Annotated in this window: 25 protein-coding genes and 2 riboswitches; of the genes, 3 read left to right on the forward strand and 22 right to left on the reverse strand. The window is 36.9% G+C overall.

Annotated elements, in window-relative coordinates; genetic code table 11:
• Positions 1-40: 40 nt before the first annotated feature.
• The 4 genes from HNQ80_RS09695 to HNQ80_RS09710 form a co-directional block, all read right to left on the reverse strand.
• Entirely contained in the window at positions 41-328 is a 288-nt protein-coding gene (locus HNQ80_RS09695) for a hypothetical protein (protein WP_184310455.1), read from the reverse strand.
• 69 nt (positions 329-397) lie between these two features.
• Positions 398-1,048 carry a potassium channel family protein gene (locus HNQ80_RS09700; RefSeq protein WP_184310456.1) on the reverse strand — a complete coding sequence of 217 codons (651 nt, stop codon included), beginning with the start codon at positions 1,046-1,048 and terminating at the stop codon, positions 398-400.
• A gap of 411 nt (positions 1,049-1,459) precedes the next feature.
• On the reverse strand, positions 1,460-2,683 hold the full coding sequence (gene arcA / locus HNQ80_RS09705; protein WP_184310457.1) for an arginine deiminase: 1,224 nt from the start codon (positions 2,681-2,683) through the stop codon (positions 1,460-1,462).
• Positions 2,684-2,757: 74 nt separating this feature from the next.
• Positions 2,758-4,044: an FAD-dependent oxidoreductase gene (locus HNQ80_RS09710; RefSeq protein WP_184310458.1), complete on the reverse strand. Its 1,287-nt coding sequence runs from the start codon at positions 4,042-4,044 to the stop codon at positions 2,758-2,760.
• A 225-nt stretch (positions 4,045-4,269) separates the two neighbouring features.
• Between HNQ80_RS09710 and HNQ80_RS09715 the strand changes: the two genes are divergently transcribed.
• A complete protein-coding gene (locus tag HNQ80_RS09715; protein WP_184310459.1) occupies positions 4,270-5,010 on the forward strand; it encodes an N-acetylmuramoyl-L-alanine amidase in 741 nt (246 codons plus the stop codon).
• Here HNQ80_RS09715 and HNQ80_RS09720 read toward each other — a convergent pair.
• Positions 5,007-5,654 carry an NUDIX domain-containing protein gene (locus HNQ80_RS09720; protein ID WP_184310460.1) on the reverse strand — a complete coding sequence of 216 codons (648 nt, stop codon included), beginning with the start codon at positions 5,652-5,654 and terminating at the stop codon, positions 5,007-5,009. The two genes, HNQ80_RS09715 and HNQ80_RS09720, sit on opposite strands and share 4 nt — an antisense overlap.
• Before the next feature lie 297 nt (positions 5,655-5,951).
• Between HNQ80_RS09720 and HNQ80_RS09725 the strand changes: the two genes are divergently transcribed.
• Complete coding sequence (locus HNQ80_RS09725; RefSeq protein ID WP_207726948.1) at positions 5,952-6,638, forward strand: phosphatase PAP2 family protein; 687 nt, start codon at positions 5,952-5,954, stop codon at positions 6,636-6,638.
• 83 nt (positions 6,639-6,721) lie between these two features.
• Here the strand turns inward: HNQ80_RS09725 and HNQ80_RS09730 are convergent, their stop codons facing one another.
• From HNQ80_RS09730 to HNQ80_RS09755, 6 genes are read right to left on the reverse strand one after another with little or no spacing between them, the layout of a single operon-like run.
• Entirely contained in the window at positions 6,722-6,925 is a 204-nt protein-coding gene (locus tag HNQ80_RS09730) for a DUF1657 domain-containing protein (protein WP_184310462.1), read from the reverse strand.
• A gap of 35 nt (positions 6,926-6,960) precedes the next feature.
• Entirely contained in the window at positions 6,961-7,314 is a 354-nt protein-coding gene (gene spoVAE, locus HNQ80_RS09735) for a stage V sporulation protein AE (protein ID WP_184310463.1), read from the reverse strand.
• 18 nt (positions 7,315-7,332) lie between these two features.
• Positions 7,333-8,334 (reverse strand): stage V sporulation protein AD, encoded by a 1,002-nt coding sequence (gene spoVAD / locus HNQ80_RS09740; RefSeq protein ID WP_184310464.1) that lies wholly within the window; start codon positions 8,332-8,334, stop codon positions 7,333-7,335.
• On the reverse strand, positions 8,335-8,814 hold the full coding sequence (gene spoVAC / locus HNQ80_RS09745) for a stage V sporulation protein AC (protein ID WP_184310465.1): 480 nt from the start codon (positions 8,812-8,814) through the stop codon (positions 8,335-8,337).
• Between the two features lie 14 nt (positions 8,815-8,828).
• On the reverse strand, positions 8,829-9,689 hold the full coding sequence (locus HNQ80_RS09750; protein ID WP_184310466.1) for a DUF421 domain-containing protein: 861 nt from the start codon (positions 9,687-9,689) through the stop codon (positions 8,829-8,831).
• 13 nt (positions 9,690-9,702) lie between these two features.
• Positions 9,703-9,909: a DUF1657 domain-containing protein gene (locus tag HNQ80_RS09755; RefSeq protein WP_184310467.1), complete on the reverse strand. Its 207-nt coding sequence runs from the start codon at positions 9,907-9,909 to the stop codon at positions 9,703-9,705.
• Positions 9,910-10,076: 167 nt separating this feature from the next.
• Between HNQ80_RS09755 and HNQ80_RS09760 the strand changes: the two genes are divergently transcribed.
• Positions 10,077-11,000, forward strand: a complete 924-nt coding sequence (locus HNQ80_RS09760; protein ID WP_243183110.1) for a radical SAM protein — start codon at positions 10,077-10,079, stop codon at positions 10,998-11,000.
• A 213-nt stretch (positions 11,001-11,213) separates the two neighbouring features.
• Here the strand turns inward: HNQ80_RS09760 and HNQ80_RS09765 are convergent, their stop codons facing one another.
• From HNQ80_RS09765 to pruA, 11 genes are all read right to left on the reverse strand, one after another.
• A complete protein-coding gene (locus HNQ80_RS09765) occupies positions 11,214-12,026 on the reverse strand; it encodes a TIGR00266 family protein (protein WP_184310468.1) in 813 nt (270 codons plus the stop codon).
• A gap of 209 nt (positions 12,027-12,235) precedes the next feature.
• The gene (locus HNQ80_RS26655; RefSeq protein WP_184310584.1) at positions 12,236-12,382 is read right to left on the reverse strand and encodes a hypothetical protein; all 147 of its coding nucleotides are present in this window, start codon (positions 12,380-12,382) and stop codon (positions 12,236-12,238) included.
• A 153-nt stretch (positions 12,383-12,535) separates the two neighbouring features.
• The gene (rbsB, locus tag HNQ80_RS09775) at positions 12,536-13,444 is read right to left on the reverse strand and encodes a ribose ABC transporter substrate-binding protein RbsB (protein ID WP_184310469.1); all 909 of its coding nucleotides are present in this window, start codon (positions 13,442-13,444) and stop codon (positions 12,536-12,538) included.
• 78 nt (positions 13,445-13,522) lie between these two features.
• Entirely contained in the window at positions 13,523-14,458 is a 936-nt protein-coding gene (gene rbsC, locus HNQ80_RS09780; protein WP_184310470.1) for a ribose ABC transporter permease, read from the reverse strand.
• A 1-nt stretch (position 14,459) separates the two neighbouring features.
• Complete coding sequence (rbsA, locus tag HNQ80_RS09785; protein ID WP_279288981.1) at positions 14,460-15,956, reverse strand: ribose ABC transporter ATP-binding protein RbsA; 1,497 nt, start codon at positions 15,954-15,956, stop codon at positions 14,460-14,462.
• Positions 15,957-15,968: 12 nt separating this feature from the next.
• Positions 15,969-16,388, reverse strand: a complete 420-nt coding sequence (gene rbsD / locus HNQ80_RS09790; protein WP_184310471.1) for a D-ribose pyranase — start codon at positions 16,386-16,388, stop codon at positions 15,969-15,971.
• A complete protein-coding gene (rbsK, locus tag HNQ80_RS09795; RefSeq protein ID WP_184310472.1) occupies positions 16,385-17,305 on the reverse strand; it encodes a ribokinase in 921 nt (306 codons plus the stop codon). Before rbsK ends, rbsD begins: the two co-directional genes overlap by 4 nt.
• 42 nt (positions 17,306-17,347) lie before the next feature.
• The gene (locus tag HNQ80_RS09800) at positions 17,348-18,361 is read right to left on the reverse strand and encodes a LacI family DNA-binding transcriptional regulator (protein WP_184310473.1); all 1,014 of its coding nucleotides are present in this window, start codon (positions 18,359-18,361) and stop codon (positions 17,348-17,350) included.
• Between the two features lie 69 nt (positions 18,362-18,430).
• A complete protein-coding gene (locus HNQ80_RS25590; RefSeq protein WP_207726950.1) occupies positions 18,431-18,610 on the reverse strand; it encodes a hypothetical protein in 180 nt (59 codons plus the stop codon).
• Between the two features lie 84 nt (positions 18,611-18,694).
• Positions 18,695-21,148, reverse strand: coding sequence for an MASE3 domain-containing protein (locus HNQ80_RS09805; RefSeq protein ID WP_184310474.1), 2,454 nt, complete (start codon positions 21,146-21,148; stop codon positions 18,695-18,697).
• Between the two features lie 314 nt (positions 21,149-21,462).
• Positions 21,463-23,094, reverse strand: coding sequence for an L-glutamate gamma-semialdehyde dehydrogenase (gene pruA / locus HNQ80_RS09810; RefSeq protein WP_184310475.1), 1,632 nt, complete (start codon positions 23,092-23,094; stop codon positions 21,463-21,465).
• Between the two features lie 150 nt (positions 23,095-23,244).
• Positions 23,245-23,366, reverse strand: a riboswitch (molybdenum cofactor riboswitch).
• A gap of 117 nt (positions 23,367-23,483) precedes the next feature.
• A riboswitch (molybdenum cofactor riboswitch) is annotated at positions 23,484-23,604 on the reverse strand.
• Positions 23,605-23,606 lie beyond the last annotated feature (2 nt).

Here is a 23,606-nt window from a genome sequence, read left to right on the forward strand (position 1 = left end):
TTTCATAAAATATAAATGTCAGCAATTTCTTGCCGACATTTTAAGATTTGTATCCATTCTCTATCTTCTCTTTCACATGATACTGATCTAAAAAATCAGAAACTTGCTGCATTTCATCTTCATTCATTTCATACCCATGAACGATCATTCCTTGTTCGAGCAATTCCACATAATCTAGACAGTTATCGTCCCCTTTTGTATACACGGCCAATATATATGGATCTGCCAGTTCCCATCGATTGGTAAAATCCTTGTCAAATTCCACATCCAGGGTAACTTCTACCGATTCTTCTAAGTACTCTATTTCTCTAATTTTATTTATTTTCATTGACACTCTACTCCTTAAAGTATTCTATACATAGCATACCCTTCTACAATCATATATATGAATAGGAGTTTAAACAATTAAATCTAATTTTTGCAGTTCCTCTTTATATCCAATAACAACCAAAACATCACCCTTCTGAATAATATCGCTAGGGTTAGGTGCGCTATTCAGTACTTCACCTCGCTTTATAATCAGTACATGGATTCCATATTTTTTTCTTAAGTTCAACTCTTTAAGGTTCTTCCCTTCCCACTCTTTCATGGCAGCTATTTCTAAAATGCTGTAGTTGGATGCCAATTCAATATTATCGAGGATATTGGCAGACATAAGGTTATGGGCTACACGTATACCCATATCCCGCTCTGGAAAAACAACTCTATCCGCTCCAATTTTGTAGAGCACCTTGGCTTGGAGCTCATTTAGCGCCTTCGCTACCACAAATTTCACGCCAAGCTCTTTTGCCATAAGTGTCACAAGTATAGAAGATTGAATATCAGAACCTATGGCTACAATAGCCACATCAAAATTTCTAATCCCTAAAGACTTAATAGAAGTCTCATCCGTGGCATCTACCTGCACTGCATGGGTTACAAAATCGCTTATTTCTTGTATCGCATCTTCATTCTTATCTATAGCCAGCACATCATATCCAGCCTCATATAAAGTTTTTGCAACACTTGATCCAAAACGCCCGCAGCCAATAACAATAAACTGTCTCACACAAACACCTCTTTGTTAAATTAATATATCTATCAATTATCCAATTTTTCTATCTTCTTTATATTTATTCTAACTTAACCTGTTCTAATCTAATCCCCTTGTTTATAGTCTAAAACATTGACATATATTAAAAAACCTTTAACACAATTCTATCCTAATGGATAAAACTATGCTAAAGGTCTTACTTCTTTGAAAAATCAAAGGATAAAGCCAGACGGTTATTCACCTGTCGGCTGTTGACTTTATCAACCCAACTGGGCAGCTACTCCCCTTTAACAGGAAACATCATATGTTCCTGTAATTACTATATCATGATTGGGATCATGTCTCAATAGTTCATTTATTTCTATAAATTATAAATTCTATTTATAGAAACTTGTAACCAATATACTTTATTTATTGATATGATTCTTAGATATCATCTCGTAATAAAGGCATACTCATGCAGCGAGGTCCTCCTCTTCCCCTTGATAATTCATAGGAATCAAACTCTAGCACTTCAACATGATTTTTCCGAAGTGCCTCATTGGTTATATAATTGCGATCATAGCATACCACTTTGCCAGGAGCAATGGCCAAGGTATTACTTCCATCACTCCATTGCTCTCTTCCTGCTGCAATATAGTCTCCATCACCGCATCGAATCAGTTGAACAGCTGGTAAATTAAGATACTTTTTAAGTATATTTTCAAGTTTACTAGCTTCATAAGTGATATGAAAAGCATCCCCTCTCTTTCGCTTTATGCTATAAACATCTAAAGGTGACTCTATTCCTGGATAGATGGTAAACTTATCAAAATCTACCATAGTAAATACAGTATCCAGATGCATATAGGCTCTTGTTTTTGGGATATCGAATGCCAGTACCACCTCAAAAGGTTCATCTGACCTTAATAAATTCTCGGATACCTTCTCAATGGCAATCGGATCCGTCCGCTCGCTTATACCGATGGCTACGATTCTATCTGACAACACCAAAATATCTCCGCCTTCGATTGGATGAGTTTTGTCTCTATTATACCATCTAGGTACCCCCTTAAAATTCGGGTGATGATCAAATAGATATTTTGCAAAAAGAGTTTCACGATTGCGCGTAGTGGATGACATTACATTTAAGCTAATGCCATTTCCAATAGAAGCAAAAGGATCTCGTTGAAAATATAAATTTGGAATAGGATCAAGATAAAATGGATATGGATTTTTTACCATGTCTCCAAGAGCCTTTGGTTTAATGTGTTTTAGTTCCTCTTTTCGTACGCCTTCAATGCACTTTTCGATCATTTTTTTCGGCTCCATAGGGTCAAAATATTCCTGTAATGCATCTTGAAGTCCTGGTGTAGTGATCTTACCTTCCTCCATAAAATCCATTAGAAATTGTTTTCTTACTGTACGATCTCTTAATACTTCTGCCATTAAATCTGTTAGATATAGAACTTCTACTCCTTCATTTCTCATGATTTGTGCAAATTGGTCGTGTTCTTTTTGAGCCTGTTTTAAATATGCGATCTCATCAAATAATAATCGTCTTAAGTAATCTGGCACAATATTTTCAATTTCTCCACCAGGACGATGGAGCAATACCCTTTTCAAATTTCCAACTTCATTCTTTACATGAATGCTAGGTTTAGAATGCATATAATCTCTCCCTCTTTGTTATCTTATGCATTCTAGTTTTCCCTCATTTTTTTCGTATTATGATTAATTCTATTCTATTCGTTTACTAGCTTCTTGTCATAAAAACCTAGCAATCCACTGTTTCCTACCTTTTTCTGCAATACTTTTTTATCTGTTATATAAAGATTTTTTTCCTTCATTCTTTCAAAATATATAGACCCTGCAAAGGTAAATTTTAATAGGTCTCCACCATCCTCATGCATCTTTTTATTTGAATAAGAAATAAAATCTCCAATGGTCAATTGCTCTGGTAATTCAATCAAATCCATATTTAATGCTTTCCGCACACCATTATGCCCCGCCAAATATCCTGTTACAATGGCCTCTGTATGACCAATATAGAATCCACTTTTTTCTCCTGCAGTGAATAAATTATCTACTCCAACTACCTTCATAAAGTTATCTCTTGGTGCAATTGAAAGATGCCTGATGGAATTTGCCACACCTCCAGAATAGGGATCCTCAAACTTTGCATTTTCAAATCCCTTAATTGCTCTTAATCTCTCTAATGGATAGAAAGGGCTCATCAATTTCGCATGTCCTGTATCTAATAAAATAATATTCTCTGCAAAGTCATCTATGGCATAATGCTGGCAAATCTTTATATCCAGTTTTTCAGTATGAATCTCGTGGGGAGATAGAGGTACAATAACAACACCTTCTTTGTTCAATCTTTCTTGTAATTCTTCACTTAAAGTTTCTTTATTGATTTTCACCGACCCACTAAAGGACCCATATGTTCCATCTTTTCTTCTTCCTATCATATCTTTTATACCGCATTTTTCAGAAATGCTTACTCGTCCACCAAAGGTCGGGCACCGCAGTATACACATGGCGCAGCCATTGCCATATTTATGACAATTTGCCATAGGCCCTGTAGAACCAGTAGTCTCAATAAAGCTATCACCGCATATCTTCTCTCCATCTTCTAGCAGGACTGCCTTGATGCGCTCTGCCTCCATCTCCACATTCACTGCCTTTGTATAAAACTTTAATTGTATATTCATCTCTTGAAGTTTTCTTCTTACGGCACTTTCTATTCGATTGACGTCATAAATATTGGCATGGCTGTGTCCAGGAAAATCGATATTCTTATGTCTCGAATATTCATCAGCGATTTCGAAGAGCTCTCTCCCTCCCATTAAAATTGACTCTTCCGTCGCCGTATAGCGGCCATTGTTTCTTGTCAGTCCTCCCACATTACCAAGACCAAGAAGTAAGTCTGTCCTTTCAAGGATGGTTGCTTCAGCACCTGCTTTTCTTGCACTAATCGCTGCTGCACAGCCTGCCCAACCACCACCGATCACAATTACTTTAGGCATCTTAATCCTCCTCTTCATTTTATTCCTAAGAATATATCGCCCTCATCAACAACTTGAATCTATTGGATCACGTATTATTTTTATTAAGTTTAAATTTGTACTATTACTCTTCTACTAAATTCAAAGAAAAATCACCCATTGTAAATCTAACAGGTGATTTATAATCATATATTGTTATTATTTTGCATAAAATATATAGTTAAAATTCTTTGAAGGGTGAAGTCAATGGCGCGAAGGATCATTATGGTAACTGTGAAATTTCGTTTTGTAGCTGTAAGTTTATTTGCTTTCATTTTTCTAACAAGCTTTCTACTCCTAAACAATCATTATAAATTCATTTACACCTTATCCAATGTCGCTTATAGTCATGTTGTTGTTATTGACCCTGGTCATGGAGGTATCGATTCTGGAACATCTCAAGGTGATATTCTTGAAAAAGATCTCAATCTTAAGTTGGCATTAAGAGTCAAAAAACTTCTTCAAAAGCAGAAAATTAAAGTAATCCTCACAAGGGATAAGGACATATCCCTCGAAGATCAAAGCAGCCTGCCAGACACTAGATACAAAAGAGATTTGGACGCCAGAAAGAACATCATCAACAATAATCACCCAAATCTTTTTGTTAGTATCCATACAGATGCTCGCCCTGATGAACCCACTGCCAGTGGTATAGGAATTTTTTATTTTCCTAAATCAGAAAATAGCAAAAAGATTGCCCAAAAAATCCACAGCGTTATAAATGAAATCATATATAATAATTACTTGAAGCAGACAGAAAAAATGTTCCCCATTGCTCCTGGTGATTATTATATATTACGGGAAACTACGCCTCCAGGTATTCTTATTGAAATAGGATTTTTAACCAATAGCAAAGACCTATACCGATTACAAAGTGAAGAATATCAATCCCAACTAGCCTTAGCAATCAGTAAAGGTATTGTCTACGCCTTGAAAAATAGTCCCTAAATATTCTTCTTGTATTTACATTTGTTCTCCATATAATTGAAAAAATATCTTAGCCATGATATCTGAGAAGGAAGTAGATCTGGTAGATTCGTCAAAGGCGCCCAAAACAATTTGATTTTATCGTTATCTACACTGTGCTCCCAATACTTTGGTGCTTCCTGCTCGCATGTTAGGTGATAGAAATATCGTCGACTATTTTGCGTCAATGATTTTGTTGGAATCCAACCTATGATCTGGTAGGCTACATCATTAATTTCTAAAGATTGATCATACTCGATATATTCTATCTGTGTAAATTCTGCTCTCTTCTGAATACCTGTAACTGTAAGGCCTCGCCTCAGTTCTGCCCAACTATGGCTTCTGTTGTCCGGTCTTGCATATACCTTCCCTTGGTTTAGCACAATATGACGATCATTTGGAAGCTCTAGATCTAGATAGCTAATAAGCTTTCGCAACTTTACCTGGCTAAGACCTGTATCTTCTTTTACTTTTCTTATCACTGCCGTCAAATGTGCTTCACCCTCTTCAACAATTCCTGCGGGAATTTGTATCCCGTCTTTTGGATGATCTAAGAATAATAACTCCATTTTCCCATAATTCTCTCTCGTAATAAATCCCGTTATCTTTTCTAATACATCATCCATTCTCCATCCTCCTAACATCCATATATTTTCAAAGCATGCTTAATTCCATTGAAAGCATAAATGTAAATATTTATTATTTCTACTAAATCCATTTATTTCCTTTTAATTTCCATCTATTTCTCTATAAAAGAAGAAAAACTTTTTGCTACGGATTATGGTTTTCCATAAAAGCATAAAAGGTATCATAGATTTTCATTTTATGGAAAATACTATATTTACATAAATATACTCATCCAAACTTCCTCTTCTCCTACACTGCAGATGAACGGAGGATTAGATACTAAGGAGGACCAATATTTGCGTTTAAACAAATTTCAGGATTATAGACATTTTTTCATACTCACCTACTACGGTTTCATTTGGTTTCTGTACTACTATACAGAAAGAACCATCAAACCAGAATATTATATACATTCTAAAATTGATCTATATATTCCCTTTGTGAAATATATGATCATCCCCTATATTTTCTGGTATGTATATATCTTTGGTACTTTATTATACTTAGGACTTAAGTCAAAGGATGATTTTTTAAAATTGACTATTTTTTTATTTACAGGTATGACTCTTTGTTTTATCTTTTATATGATTTTTCCTAATGGACAAAACCTTCGTCCAATCATTATTGAAAACGATATTTTCTCTAAATTAATACGTTATATCTATGCCGTTGACACACCCACAAACTCATCGCCCAGTATTCATGTACTAAACGCTATCGCTATCCATATTGCACTTATTCGATGTAAAAGGCTAGAAGAGAATAAAATGATCCGTGTTAGTTCCTTCATTGTGATGGCATTAATTATTGGATCTACTGTCATGATTAAACAACATTCTGTTTTGGATGTTGTCTATGGCATAGCATTAAGCATATTACTATATTCAGTCATTTACAATCTTAAATTTTTTCGACTTCTGCGATTTGGCAAACTATCATTAACCTATCATTCAAAGAAGTTCTTGAACTTTTTTAGCAAATAGACTTTCTATTCATCTATGAGCAGTTTCATAAATGAACATGCAAAAAGCTGAAAGTATAAATATTTCAGCTTTTTCTATCCTTATTATTGTTTGTATTGTGGCTCTTGCTGCTCAATATATTGTTGTCTTTGTTGTAAGGTTTGTAGTGTGCTTTCTAAAGTTTGAGCAATTTGCTGAAACTGTTGCTTTGCTTGTTTATCTTCCGTCTGTAATGCAAAAGTTTTCATAGTAGCTGCTGCACTTTGAATTCCTGCAATAGCCTGTTGCATTTGTGTACCTACTGTCATTGTTGAGTCACCTCCCTTCTCTTTCCTTTCATTATTCATCCCTTCGGTTTAAAGATTAGGGCTGCCATGAACCCAAATATGATGGCTGCTGAAATACCAGCACTTGTTACTTCAAAAATTCCTGTCAGAACACCTACAATGCCACTCCTCTTGGCTTCTGCCAAGGCACCCTTAACCAAGGCATTGCCAAAGCTAGTAATAGGCACGCTGGCTCCTGCTCCCGCGAATTTTATCAATGGTTCGTATAATCCAAGTCCTCCCAGTATTGCACCAACCACCACCAAACTGCTAGTTACATGGGCTGGTGTCAGCTTAAAAACGTCCAGCATAATCTGTCCGATGACACAGATTCCCCCACCTACCACAAAGGCCCAAAAAAATTTCTCCATAACTTCTTACCTACCTTTCTACATCTCAATCGAAACTGCATGAGCAATACAAGGTATACTTTCTTTTTGCTGGAAGGATAAGGGTGACATCAGTGCGCCTGTTGCTACGATTAAAATTCTTTTTAATTCTCCTTTTCTCATGCGGTTTAAAAAATGTCCATAGGTTACTGTAGCTGAGCATCCACAACCACTTCCCCCTGCGATTACGGGTTGTTCTGGTTTGTAAATTAGGATTCCGCAATCCGTAAGGATGTTTTCTGGAATTTTTAGTCCATGGTCTGTCAGTAAGTCCGATGCGATCCTATGACCAATTTTTCCAAGATCCCCCGTGGCGATGATATCATAATAGGAAGGTTCTATGTTCATATCTCTAAAATGAGCTTCGATAGTATCTACAGCTGCTGGTGCCATGGCTGCTCCCATATTGAACGGGTCAGAAAGTCCCATATCAATCACCCGCCCAATGGTGGCAGACGTCACCCTAGGTCCATGCCCTCCCTCTCCGACTAAGGCTGCTCCTGCTCCCGTTACTGTCCATTGGGCTGTAGGCGGTTTTTGGGAACCATATTCTGTTGGATATCGGAACTGTTTTTCTGCTGCCGCATTGTGGCTGGAAGCCCCTGCCAATACATAGTTGGCTGATTTACTATCTATGATGAGACTCGCTAAGGCCAATCCTTCCATGGAACTTGAGCAGGCGCCAAAGATGCCCAGGTAAGGCATTCCTAAAGTTCGCGCTGCGAAGCTACTAGAAATGATTTGGTTCATTAAATCTCCGCTTAGAAAAAATTGCACATCTTCTTTTTTTATACCCGCCTTCTCTAAGGCAATTTCGCCAGCTTGTTCCAATAGCTTTTTTTCTGCCTTTTCATAGCTGTCTTGACCTAGCCATATATCCTCATGCAAAATATCAAAATCCTCTGCCACTGCACCTTTAGCTTCAAATGGTCCACCTACAGCGGCCGATGCCAATATAGTAGGTTTTGAATAAAAAACCCATGTCTGATGTCCTTTAAGCATCTACATCCCACCTAATCCTTGAATTGTAATTTTGATAATTGCTACAACAAAAGCGGAAAACACACCAAAGGCAATGACAGAACCTGCTAGTTTAAACATATTACCTCCCACCCCAAGAACATATCCTTCACTACGATGCTCGATAGCAGCCGATGCAATCGTATTGGCAAAGCCGGTAACTGGAATAATCGTTCCTGCACCAGCCCATTGGGCAATATGATCATAAACGCCAATAGACGTTAATAGCACAGATAACATAATCAAAACTGCAGTTGCAGGATTCCCTGCAGTAACTTCATTAAAGTCAAAATACTTCATAAACATCCACTGAAGCCCCTGCCCAATTGTAGATATTATTCCCCCGACAATAAAAGCCTTGAGACAATTGTATAAGACCGATCTTTTAGGTTCCCTTGCTTTAGCGAACTCCTGATACTGCTGCTGTGTTGGTGTTAACTTCTTATTCTTCTTGCTTGACATTGTCCTATCACCTTCTATCTTAATAAATAAGCTTTTAGCTTCTGTAGTACTTCTTGTAACTTCTGTGCGTCCATTTCGTACATCTTCTTTGCCTTCTCATCCTGTGTCTCTAATGCAAAGCTCATCAGGTCTGCTTGACATTTTTCCAGTGTAGCATAGAGGAGCTCCTTTACCTGTACCTGGGGCTGCTGCAGCGAATCGTCAAACAAATCTACATATAGGTCTCCCGATGCGTCTACTTGTCCTAAAAAAACATTATCTAGGGATACTCCCATATTCATTAGCTGCATCCCCAGCCATCCTTGATTCAAGCCCATGTTGGATAAGGGTTCATCCAGGACATTTCCATCTAAGATCACCGTTTGAGGAGACATTTGGGGTGCTACTTTTTTTCCTAGGTCATAGGGAGTCACAGGCTTTTTATCCGATTTTAGCAGCACATTGATCTCACCTGTAGTTTCCATCATTGCAAATTCCACATCAGCCATAAGAAAGGCATTTTTTGATCGCAGCTCTCGCATCAATTCTTCTCCCGTAATTCGAAGCTGTTTTAGATTCTCTTCCATGACTTTTCCGTCCTTGACCAGAATCTTTTCCCTTCCATTTAGTACATCGTGTAACCATTTGCTTTTCATGGAAACATAATCCAAGCCGATGGGAAGAAATATCCAAACACTCAGTGCAACTAAGCCAAAAGATAGATTTTTAATAATATTTGTTGAAATCAACGCCGCTAAAATGGCAATCACGCCGTAGCTTACAAAATGAAAGGGTGTCATTCTAGCGATTTGCTTCCTTCCCATCACACGGATAAAGATAAGGATGCCAAAAAACAGACCTACAGATCTAAGTAAAATTACCAACCATTCCTTCATATGCTTCCCTCGCTTAATTCCCCTTGTATTGGGGCTCTTCAAATTCTAAAAGCTTTACTCGATCTTCTAAATCCCTGATGATACTGCCTGTAACAAAAATTGCTTCTTGATAAGCTGTGATAGCCTCTGAATTTTGCGACTGCACAGCATAAAGCCGCAAAGTACCCTGGGCTCCTTTTAATGATGCCAAAGTCTGTTTTACCTGCGAACCAACCGTCATTTTCCCATGCCTCCCCTAGAATATTAAATTATCAACACTATAATTATTTTTACAATTTTTTTAAAATAATAGTTTGTTAATGTATTCCATTTTCGTCGAATTATAAAAAAACATGACGAACATATCTTATTGCAGTATGGGAAACTTATATATAGAAAAAATCAGAAATGGAGATGAAGCCATTGTATCAACCTAAATATTTAGCCTTACTCGATAATGGAGAACTGGAGAAAAGAGTAAAAACTTTTAATGAAATGCTTCAAAATTGCGTATTGTGTCCTCATCAATGCGAAGTCAACAGAGTTGACGGAGAGAGAGGCTATTGTCAAACCTTACAAAATCCAATTATCTCTGGCGCAGAAGCACATTTGGGAGAAGAACCAGAGTTGGTTGGGAGACATGGTTCTGGTACTATTTTCTTCGCTCACTGCAATCTTGCTTGTGTATTTTGTCAAAACTATGAAATAAGTTACTGCGGAGAGGGAAAAGAAGTTTCTTCTGCTCAATTGGCCGAGATCATGCTTAATCTTCAAAACAAAGGCTGTCATAACATCAACTTAGTTTCCCCAGGACACATCATTCCTCAAATTGTAGAAGGTATCTTTCTAGCTTCTCAAAGGGGTCTAACGCTTCCAATCGTATACAATACAAACGGTTATGACTTAACCGATACCCTTAAATTATTAGAAGGTATCATAGACATTTACATGCCTGATATCAAATTTTCCGATGATACACTGGGATTGAAGTATCTTGGTGTAAAAAACTATTTTACAATAGCAAAAAATGCCGTAAAAGAAATGTATCATCAGGTAGGAAATCTTCAGACTGATCATAGAAATATTGCCCAGCGTGGTTTGATGATACGTCATTTGGTCATGCCTCAAAATCTAGCTGGTACGGACGAAATCATGAAATTTATAGTGAATGACCTCTCAGAAAATTGTTATGTTCATATGATGGCACAATATTATCCTACGCATCATGCGTATCTTTATAAGGAAATCAGTAGAAGGATTACCGACGAAGAATTTCATCATGCCATTTCTCTGGCCAAGTCTGCAGGTCTAAAAAACATAAAGTTCTTTTAATGTTGAGGAAGCTACTCTTTCCTATTCGTCGTACGAAGTATAGGTACAAAAACTAAAAAAGCACATGTCCTTTATAAAATCGACATGCGCTTATTCTGTCACTGTTTTGGAAGCTGAACTAGATATTCAGAAATGGTATTTACCCTATCTCCTATTTCCAAGTTCGAGACAATTCTCAATGGCTTATCCACGTCTTGAGGTCCAGTAGTTTTTTTAATCTCCATCAATGAAATTCCCAAGACCACCTAACACATCTAATACACTGCCTTCACCCTTTGCTTTCCCACCCATTCTATTCCGGGAAGCAGAGAACATTCTGTCAGCCAGCCTGCTAAAAGGTAGGGATTGAAGCCATACTTTTCCTGGTCCGCTCAACGTTGCAAAAAATAAACCTTCTCCCCCAAATAAGGCACTCTTCACACCTCCAACAAACTGGATGTCGTAATCTACTTCACCTGTCAGAGCAACAAGGCAACCAGTATCTACCCTTAACATCTCACCACTTTTTAATTCCTTTTCGATAATAGTACCTCCTGCATGGAGAAACGCCAGTCCATCTCCCTCTAGTTTCTGCATGATGAATCCTTCCCCACCAAATAGACCAGCACCAAGTTTTCTTTGAAATGCAATGCTTACAGATACACCTTTTGCCGCACAAAGAAACGCATCTTTTTGGCAGATTATTCGCCCTCTATACTGTTGTAGATCAAGAGGAATAATTTTTCCCGGATAGGGTGCAGCAAAAGATACCTTTTGCTGGACTGCAGCCCCATTTGTAAAGGCTGTCATAAATAGGCTCTCTCCAGTAATGACTCTTTTTCCTGCTCCTAACAATTTACCCATTAATCCACCTTGAGCATCACGATCTGATCCATCTCCAAAAATTGTCTCCATTTGAATTCCTTGTTCCATATACATCATGGCACCAGCTTCTGCGATAATGCTCTCATTTTGATCTAAGGCAACTTCGACGAATTGCATATCGTCCCCATAGACCTCGTAATCTACCACATGGGCCTTTGGCATATAACTCCACCTCTTTCTATTTACTTAAATCTATATAAGTATTTACGATTGTTTCCAAAAAAAGTCTGAAAGATTTCTATACTTAAGAAACATACTTTATTTTCCTATTATCAAACAGTTTATCTTAGCCCAGGTAACTATCTTCGTCAATAGTATGCTAGCTAAATTACAAAAAGACACCTGATTTTCATAGGCAGCTTTCGTTTCATTTATTTTCTCATTAATAAATTTGGAAGAGCCCCCATTCCTACCTTCATAACTACTGGAAGTAGAATAAGCGTCGTAATTAAAATAAGTAGTGCCATATCCATGATCATACCCAATAATACTAGGATGACATTTACCAATAATAAGATAACATAATGATTATCCTTTTATATTTTTCAACAAAAAAACAAGCGTAGGATCTTAACTTCTACGCCTGTTTTTAACCATCAAAATTTCAAATTGTTTTTATTTTTAGCCTACGACTGGGTTTTATATACATGTAGATTATGTATATAAAAAGTTTACTTAGTCACAAGTTTTAAATCAACTGGAATAAACGTGTCAACAGTTTCCCCTTTTAATACTTTGTCAGCCATTTCTACGCCTAATGCGCCAATCTGATCTGGCTGCTGTGCTACGGTTGCTGCTAGCTTACCTTCTTCAACTGACTTTACAGCATCATCTGTTGCATCAAACCCAACTACAAGGATATCCCTTCCACTTGCTTCAATTGCTTTTAATGCACCTAAAGCCATTTCATCATTATGGGCAAATACAGCATTGATCTCTGGCTGTGCTTGTAGTATGTTTTCCATTACTGTCAAACCTTTTGTTCTATCAAAATCAGCAGTTTGTTTTGCAACAACTTCTATACTGCTTCCTTTAATGGCATCATTAAATCCTTGCCCTCTATCTCTTGCTGCAGAAGTTCCAGCGATACCCTCTAATTCCACTGCTTTACCAGCTCCACCGAGCTTTTCTATGATAAATTCTCCTGCCATTTTACCACCTGCCACATTATCCGACGCAATATGCGTAACAACTTCTCCGGCATTTGCGCCCCTATCAAGGGTAATCACAGGAATTTTCGCATCATTTGCAAGCTTAATCGCGCTTCCAACAGCATCTGAATCTGTAGGATTCACCAAAATCACAGATACTTTTTTGGTAATCAAGTCTTCTAGATTCGCTAGCTCTTTCGCAGGATCATTCTGAGAATCAAGTACAATCAGTTCAGCTCCTAGCTCTTTTGCTTTTGCCTCAGCGCCCTCTTTCAATGTAACAAAGAAAGGATTGTTTAATGTAGAAACAACCAATCCAATTTTAGTTCCTCCTGGCTGCTCAGTCTCTGTTGCAGGCTTGTTAGCGCACCCAGAGAGTAACCCCATCATTAAAACCATAACCAGTAAAATGCTTAAAACTTTTTTCATACCTTTTCCTCCCTTTAATAAGATATAGTTTATCCTCACTGAAAATCATGTTTATCATGTTTTCAGATAGAAACAGCATTACTTTTTTCTATCAAGCAATACAGCAACAAGAATTACTGCGCCTTTTACAATCATTTGAAAATAGGAAGATACATTTAAAATATTTAATGCATTATTTAGAATACCGATAATAAGGGCTCCAACTACTGTGCCCAGTATGCTTCCAAACCCGCCAGAAAGGCTGGTTCCTCCGAGCACAACAGCAGCGATGGCATCTAACTCATATCCTGAACCCGCATTCGGCTGGGCTGAAGCAAGTCTAGATGTGATAATAATGCCTGCCAATGCTGCAAACAAACCACTTATTGCATATACAATCACCTTAATCTTCCCTACAGATATTCCTGATAGCTTTGTTGCCTCCTCATTACCACCAAGAGCATAAACATATCTTCCTAGCCTTGTCTGTCTCAGTATATAATAAGAGGCTACAAAGACAATCAGTGTAATATAAATGGGAATGGGAATTCCTAAAAAGTATCCATTTCCAATGGTAGAAAACTTCTCTGCACTCCCTCCTCCACCTAATGTAATCGGCTTTCCATCGGTAAATACCAATGTGGCACCTCTCAAAACGGTCATTGTTACAAGAGTAGCTATAAAAGGCTGTACTTTTCCCTTATTGATAATAACACCTGTTAGGCCGCCTACAACAATGCCTATACCCAATGCGATCATTACAGCTATCAACGGGCTCATCCCTGATGCTATCAAGCTTGCACACACAGCGCCTGCAAAAGCGAGAATTGAACCCACAGAAAGGTCTATTCCCCCTGTCAAGATTACAAATGTCATACCGGCAGCAATAATTGAATTGATAGATGTTTGTCTAAAGACATTTAATATATTAGAAAAAGAAAGAAATTGAGGACTTAAAAGAGAGATAACAACCGTAAAGAACAGCAGCCCAATTACCGATTTGAATTTTAGCAATTTTTCTATATTGATTTTCATATTAAGCCTCCTTCATCCCAACAGCACATTTTAAGATTCGCTCTTGAGTGGCTTCTTTTCTATCGAAAGTGCCAGTAATTTTCCCGTTACACATGACCATTATTCTATCACTCATGCCTAAAATTTCAGGCAACTCCGAAGATATGATCATTACACTCATTCCATCTGCTTTAAATTGATTAACCAGATCATATATTTCTTTTTTTGCACCAACATCCACCCCTCTAGTGGGTTCATCTAGAATCAATATGGTGGGATTTGTTATGAGTCCTTTGGCGATAGAAACTTTTTGCTGATTTCCACCGCTTAACTTCTTTACAGTTTGATGCATGCTAGGTGTTCTTATAGACATTTTTTTAATGTAGCTTCCAATAACGTTTTCCTCTTTCTGCCTGTCAATTCTAAAGAAAATACCCTCAAACTGCTTTAAATCTGATAAACTCATATTTTCTTTTATAGATAAGTCTAGAATAAGTCCTTGCGCTTTGCGATCTTCTGATACATAGGCTATACCATGATTCAGTGCATCCTTTGGTGAGAGAATTCTACACTTTTGCCCATTCATGATGACTTCTCCTTTTTCTGCTGGTATAGCACCATAAATAGTTTTTGCAAGTTCTGTTCTTCCTGAACCCATAAGTCCTGCAATTCCAAGTATTTCACCTTTTCTAAGGACAAAACTGATATCTTCTACATATTGATTTGATAGATTCCTAATTTCTAGCGCTACTTCGCTTATTTCCGTATTTACCCTAGGAAATTGTTCTTCTAGCTTTCTTCCTACCATCATTTCTATGATTAACTCTTCACTTAAACAGTCCACTTTATCTTCGTGAATTAGCTTTCCGTCTCTCATAATTGTGGCCATATCACATATTTCAAAAATTTCCTTTAGCCGATGGGATATATATACGATACTACAGCCATCATTTCTAAGCTCTTTTATAACATTAAACAATGATAGTGTTTCTTTATCCGTTAACGCATCCGTAGGCTCATCCATGATGATAATCTTTGCATTTAGTGATAATGCCTTTGCAATTTCTACCATTTGCTGCTCTCCAATGCTTAAATCAGATACCAGCATCTTAGGATCTTTCTCTACACCAAGCCTTTTAAGCAGTTGTTGTGAATCGCTAAACAGTTTTCTCCAATCTATCTTCTTAAATGCGTTTACAGGTTCTCTCCCTAGAAATATGTTCTCTCCTATGCTAAGTTGTGGAATTAAGTTCAATTCCTGATGAATGATGGCTATACCAATGTCTTGTGAATCTTTTGGTGTTCTAAATTTTATTTGCTTTCCGTCAAAAAACAGCTCGCCTGCATCTGCTTGGTACACGCCGCTAAGAATCTTCATCAAAGTTGATTTTCCTGCACCATTTTCGCCTAGCAGCGCCATAACCTTACCTTCATAAATGTTGAAAGTAATATTATCTAGAGCTTTAACACCTGGAAATTCCTTGGTAATACCGCTCATTTGAAAAAGTGGTCTTGTCAATTTTCTCACTCCCTAAAAAACCACCCCAGATTTTAGAATAATATTTGCGTAGGGTGTATACTCTCCAGTCCTTACGATACAAGCAGATTCCTTGGTTATTGTTTTGAATAACTCATGATCTACTTCAGTAATTTTAACGTTTATTCTCTCCTTGTTTTCTACCTTTTCAATAATTTCTTTTATTCTTTCATACAGTAGTGGGCTAACTTCTTTTGTTTCCTTTGCAATGATTACTTCTTCAATTCTTAATTCTTCTAATACTGTCTCAAGGGTTTCAATAAATGTAGGAATACCTTGCCTAAGGGATATGTCAATGCGCTCCACTTCTTTCGGGATCGGAAGGCCACTATCACATATGGTCAGCATATCCTTATGCCCCATTTTAGCAATCGCATAGGATATCTCAGAATTAATCAAAATACTTTTTTTCATACTAAATCCCCCTCAAAGTGCGTAATATCATCTTTAAATGGTAAGGAGCTTTGGGCTCCGAACTTGGTGACTGTTAATGCACCTACTTTCGATGCAAAATCAATTGCTTGTGTCATTTCTAATTTATTGGATAGAGCTACTGCCAAAGCACCAACGAAGCTATCTCCAGCTGCAGTGGTATCCACAGCCTTTACCTTATAGGCCTTAAATCTTTGTACACCCTGTTCTGCTAAATAAATACTCCCTTTTTCACCTAGGGTGACGATCAACTGTTTGACACCCTTTGCCATGAGCTTCCTAGCCGCTGCAAGGATATCTTCCTCATTTTTTATCTCCATGCCCGCGAGAATTTCAAGTTCTGTTTCATTTGGTATTAACAAGTCCACATTTCCTATGATTTCATCTTCTAAATATTGGGCTGGTGCAGGATTTAATATCGTATACTTTCCTGCTTCCTTCGCTTTTAATAAAGAATAATGAACAACATCTATAGGTACTTCTAATTGTGTAACGATGGTTTCTGCTCCATGAATCATGTCAAGACTATGATCTATATCCTCTTTCGTAATTTTAAAGTTTGCACCTGGTATAACGATAATGGCGTTATTTGCTTGGGAATCTACCGTTATGGCGGCTACCCCAGTAGAGCAATCGTTTTCCTTGAATACATATTTCGTATCCACATTATCGTGCATAAGAGCATTTCTTAATGTCTCACCAAAACTGTCATCTCCTACCTTACCGATCATCCCTACGGCTCCACCGAGCCTAGCGATGGCAACAGCCTGATTCGCTCCTTTTCCACCAGGTATTTGCCTAAACGAATCGCCCACAATCGTTTCACCTATTTTGGGCATATTCTTGGTATTTGTCACTAAATCCATATTCAAACTACCCACCACAACGATTTTACTCATTTCCTCGCTCCTTAGTTTTCCAAACCAAAGACCTTCCCCCCTTTAATATCTTTTCTTGATACTAGATTTTCTTATGACAAGATTGGTATTTAACACAATCTCCTTTTTCCTTGGGTTCTTCTTTTCAAGGGCACGAATAAGCATGCTCGCTGCTTCGTATCCCATTTCATAATTTGGCTGTTTAATTGTTGTGAGCTCTGGATCTATCAAACTGGCCATATAAATATCGTCGAAGCCTACAATGCCCACATCATCGGGTACACTTATTCCCTCTTCTTTGAGTGACTTAATCGCTCCGATGGCAATCAAGTCATCTCCACAAAACAAACCATCAAATTCTATATTTTGCTCCATAAGCATCTTTACTGCCTCATATCCCCATTCGCTTTTATACTCACCCTCTAACATGATCATACTGTCATCTGGTATATGGGCATCCGATAAGGCCTTCTTATATCCTTCGTAGCGATCTATCCCTGGTTTACTTAATAAAGGACCTGATATAAAAACAATTTTTCTATATCCATTATGTAAAAGATGTTGCACACCTTCATATGCACCTTGAAAGTTATTCACAGTAATCTTGCCTTTGACTCCTTTAAAATCAATATCCCTATCAACCAAGATAATGGGAATGTACGCGTTCTGTAGATTTTCAAAACCACTGGTCCTCTTAGATGAAGCGGTAAAGATAACCCCATCAATCATTTTCTCTATCAGCATGTCTATGTATTTTTCTTCTTTGGCTAAAACATCGTCGGTATTACAAAATATGATGTTGTATCCCTCTTCATTTGCTTTATCCTCAGCGCCTCTCGCAAGTTCGGGGAAAAAAGGGTTTCGTATATCAGGAATTACGAGACCAATTGTTTTTGTTTTCTTTGTAACCAAGCTCCTTGCCATAATGTTCGGAACATAATTATATTCCTTCATAATTCTTCTTACTCTCTCTTTTGTTGCCTGGCCAATATCATCATCTTTATGATTGATAACCTTTGATACTGTAGCTGTAGAAACCTCTGCAAGTTTTGCAATATCCTTAATTGTTAATTTCATCTTACGCCTCCCGATGCTACTTAAACGGTTTAGTAAACCGTTTAAGTAAATTATACATTCATCTTATTTCTATTTCAATGATAAATTTAATGAATACAATATATTTTTTAATGCTTGTCCAAATAAATATGAAATGCTATCATATCCTGACAGCATTCCATATTCATTTACGCATTCTTTATTTTTTTTGTTTAGAAGGGTTTCATCCTGTTGTTGCTCTATATTCATCCCAAGGCATTGTATCGCCATATTCTCTGAGATGTTCGTATATCTGCCAAAGGCCATCTCCCGTATAAGAGCTGACTTTAGACAAATTATTATCTATATCTTGATTTATGAATATATATCAGAGAACTCAATATGTATCCTTTCCACGTTGCTTTCTTGTGCAGCAGCTATTTCTTGATAGATACCTTCCTCTTCCACACGAACTGGTAGATCAATAATAAACTCGCTTCCTGTTCCCACTTCACTATTTACCGATATTCTTCCTCCATGGGCTTCAACAAGAGCCTTCACGAGTGACAGTCCAATACCGCTGCCCTCTCTCGTTCTCGTCAAAGATGAATCTACCTGCCTAAAGCGTTCAAAGATTATTTCTTTTTTCTCAGTAGGGATACCTATCCCTGTATCTTTCACAGATATGAGAATATTTTCTCCTTTATCATGGATATTTACTTGGATAAGCCCATTGGCTTCAGTAAATTTAACGGCATTGGAAAGTAAATTTAGTATGATCCTTTCTATTTTATCTGCATCACAGGCTAAAATCTTTTCTTCAATGTCTGTATCAAATAGAAGATGAATGCCTTTGCTTTCTATATAACTTGCTACAGATAGGGTGATATCCTCTATGACACTGATAATATTGTAATTCTTTCGATCCATCTTCATAAAGCCAGCATCTAATCGAGTAATATCAATGAGATTATTAATTAGCCTTAGAAGTCTATAACTATTTTGCTTTGACATACTTAAGTATTTTTGCAGTTTATTCCTGTGAATACACATTTCATGTTGGCAAAACTGCTTATCCATCAGTTGAATAGTGCTAAGGATAATGTTTAACGGAGTTTTTAGTTCATGAGATATCGTTGAAAAAAATTCTGTCTTTGATCTGTCATGTTCCATTACTTCAAACAGCAGTAAGTCCTTTCTTTTTACTTCTTGTTGAAGTTCATAAGCTTTCTTTCGTTCAGTAATATCTCTAGCCACACTTACAATATACATTTCATCCTTATGTCTGAAAGAAGTTCCACCAATTTCAACATCAATGATGCTACCATCATGCCGAATAAACTTTTCCTCAGCAAACGGAACTGTTGTTTCCATTGTAGTCAACTTGTTTAGTCTTTTTATTGATTCTTGCTTATAATCAGGATGGACATTAAAATATAGTTGATTTTTAATATTCCTAGGTTCATCACAGTTCATTAGCTTTAGTGCTGCTGTGTTAGCCATTACTGGCTCATCTCCTTTATGAATAAAAACAGCATCAGGCAAAAGCTCCATTAACTTTCGATGGTGCTCCTCACTTTCTTTTAAGTCTTGCTCAGCTTTTAACTTTTCTGTTACGTCTCTGTGACTCCACACTCTACCATAAATTTCATTATTTATAATAAGTGGTCTAGATAGTCGTTCAATGATTCTACCATCATTCATTTCAATACAATCATGGTAGTCCACTGGCATGTTCTCTGCGTTTTGTGTATTATTGATAAAGTCGTCTGGGTTTTTCAATAGTGGTTTGCAAAAATTTCTCAAATCAGAAAACGTACCGTCTGTAATGAATCTTGCAGGAATATCAAACATACTTATAAAAGTATGATTCATATGAATAATTTTCTGGGTAGTATTGTTCGTAACCAGTATTCCATCTGCCGTTGATTCCAATATCCCCTTTAATACTTCACTTTCTTTTATAAGCGAGTCTTCGATATTTTTTCGCTGAACAATCTCTTCTTCCAATTTCTGATTGGATTGACTCAGTAATTCATACGGTTTTTTTAGACTTGTCTCTACTAAAGCTTTATAAATAAAGTAATAGGCTATTAGCTTAAAAAGATGTCCAATCGTATGAAATAAATCTCCTACATCATGGAAAAGTGCAAGGAATATTTGAGATAAAATTGTATTGATACATGCTATCATCAAAAGGTAAAATACTTTTGAAGAGATATTCCTCCTATGTTTTGATAAAACAAACATACCTAAAAGGACAATAATCGTAAAAATGCCTTCACTAGCTTTTTTAAAAAAAGTTAATCCAATTCCTTCTATAAAACAGTTCGGAAATATTCTCCAATATAAAACAAAAGACAATGTTGATAAAGAAAAAAGAAGATATACGATAAAGATCACGTTAAGCTTAATCTTCCTATTTAAGAATGTACATACTATTAGAAAAGATATACTTTCTATATATCTTGCTATCATTCTAAATTGAATTGAAAGATTCTTCGTAAAACCAGGATAAGTATCTATCCCAGCATAAACGATCATATGAAGAAAGTCGAATACAGCCACAAACCCATAAGCAATTCCTAAAAAATAAAGATATTCACTTCTATTCGTTTTGTCTGTATTGAGCGCAATGGTTGTCATTGTTACTGCTATGATTACGCATATCAACTCAATACTGCTATGATAGACAAGATAATTTCTGAAACTTAACAATAACAACTGAACAAGCAATATGATAAATAAAGTGGCTCTTAAGTAGGCTTTAAAGTTCAAGTTAATGTGTCTTATAAATATATTTCCTTCATAATTGACTGTCTCTCTCATTATGTCATCCCCCTAGTTTTAAACGCTTCGTCCATAAATTTGTAATGCACTTACATACATAATATTTCAAATAGTTTGATTTTATTGTTTAATTCAACATATAACAACAATCTCCTCCACAGTATAAGCCTGCTTAGCATGCAAAAGTGAAAATATTTATATTCTAATTTTAGATTGTCTTTTAGCATGTCAATAAATCATAGCTTAAAGTAAAAGAGAAAAAAAGAAAGCCAGCGTTTGGGGGTACTGGCTTTTAAGGAGAGTGTATGTATTTTACGCATTCATTTAATCTTTCTATTTGGATGCATAAAAATTTATTTTCCAACCATATGCGGATATCCATAGCTTTTAGCAGGATCAAATGTTTCTTTTATCGTCCTTGGGCTCACCCATCTTAATAGATTCAACTTACTTCCTGCCTTATCATTCGTCCCTGAACTTCGTGAGCCACCGAAAGGCTGCTGACCTACTACTGCGCCAGTAGGCTTATCGTTAATATAAAAGTTTCCTGCTGTATAGGATAATCTCTGTTCCATTTTTATGATTGTCTGCCTATCGGTAGCAAAAACCGCCCCTGTCAACCCATAGGGAGACGTAGTACTGCATAATTCTAAAGTTTCATCAAATGCGCTATCATCATAGATATAAACTGTCAGCACTGGTCCAAATAGTTCTTCTTCCATCGTTTTAAATCGAGGATTTGATGTGATAATTACTGTGGGTTCGATAAAGTATCCTACAGAGTCATCACATTTTCCCCCATAAAAAATCTGTGCTTCATGTGATTCCTTAACATATTCAAGATATTTTTTTATTCTTTCAAATGATTTATAGTCAATAACTGCACCCATAAAATTTCTAAAGTCTTCAATATCTCCCACCTTGATTGTCTCAAGTGCCTCCAACAATTTATCTTTTATTACATTCCACAGACTTTTGGGAATATATGCTCTAGATGCTGCTGAGCATTTTTGGCCTTGGTATTCAAAAGCCCCCCTAATAAGTGCTGTTACCAGCGCATCTACACGGGAAGAGTTATGGGCAAATATAAACCCTTTTCCTCCGGTTTCTCCAACAATTCTAGGATAACTTTTATATTTTTCCACATTTTGTGCAACTTCCTTCCACAGGGAATTAAACACTTCTGTAGATCCTGTAAAATGGATGCCTGCCAACCACTCACAATTTAACATATATTTTCCTATATCGCTTCCCATGGATGGAATGAAATTGATAACTCCATCGGGTAAACCTGCTTCTTGTAATAACTTCATTAAGAAGTAATTGGAGTATATTGCCGCTGTAGCGGGTTTCCAATTGACAACATTCCCTAACATGGCAGGAGCTGTTACAAGATTCCCTGCTATAGCAGTAAAATTGAAGGGTGTAATAGCCAGCACAAAGCCCTCTAGCGGTCTGTAATCAATCCGATTCCAGAATTCAGTACCCGACACAGGTTGTTCCTCATATATTTCTTGCATAAAAAATGCATTAAATCTTAAAAAGTCAATCAGTTCACACACAGCATCTATCTCAGCCTGATGTGGATTTTTACTCTGGCAAAGCATAGTTGCAGCATTTATGGTAGTTCTCCATGGTCCAGCTAGCAGTTCAGCAGCCTTAAGAAAAATAGAAGCTCTGTGTGTCCACGGCATGCTCTCCCATGTCTTTTTTGCTTTCAATGCAACATCTTTTGCCAGATTCATTTCTTTTTCTCCAGCTATGTGGTATCGTGCTAGCACATGCTGATGATTATGAGGAATAATACAGGTTCCCAAGTTTCCTGTCTTTACTTCTTTTCCATCAATTATCAAAGGTATCTCAATTTCTTTTTCCTTCAACTCTGCTATTTTTGCCTTTAGTTCATTTCTTTGTTGACTCCCTAGTTCATACGTAAATATCGATTCATTCTGCGGTTTGTTAATTCTAAAGCATCCATTGTACATATTCTACCTCCATCATCAATTTATAAAATCGACTGTTAGAAGGTAATAACCTAGAGTCTAAGCACCATCAGCACAAAAGGACTCACCTTACTTTTCCCTATTAAAATCTAATCGTTCGTCTGGAAAAACTAAATAGTTGCAAGACCTTCTTAAAAAGTGATTTTAACTCCTTTCCACAAAGGGAGGCATTACCGTTTCCAATAATACCCTATCGGTCCATGCGCCGTAAATCATTCATTTCCAGGCACATGGACTCGGAGCGGTATCTTATTTCTTTTTTTAGAACCTCGTGAAATATTGCAAGTAGCTTTCTTGTTCTTTTCGAATGCACGATAAAATATAAATGGCTTCTTTTCCTAAGAAAAGAAGCCAAAAGCATCAGAATATATCTATGCTTATGAAATCCTCCTTTCCACACGGGAGGCATTATCGTTTCCGATAATACCCTATCGGTATGCACTCCATGGCTCATGTGCTACAGGAACTACATACTCGGAGATTTATGTATTTAT

Source organism: Anaerosolibacter carboniphilus, from assembly GCF_014205875.1.
GTDB classification, from domain to species: Bacteria; Bacillota; Clostridia; order Peptostreptococcales; family Thermotaleaceae; genus Anaerosolibacter; species Anaerosolibacter carboniphilus.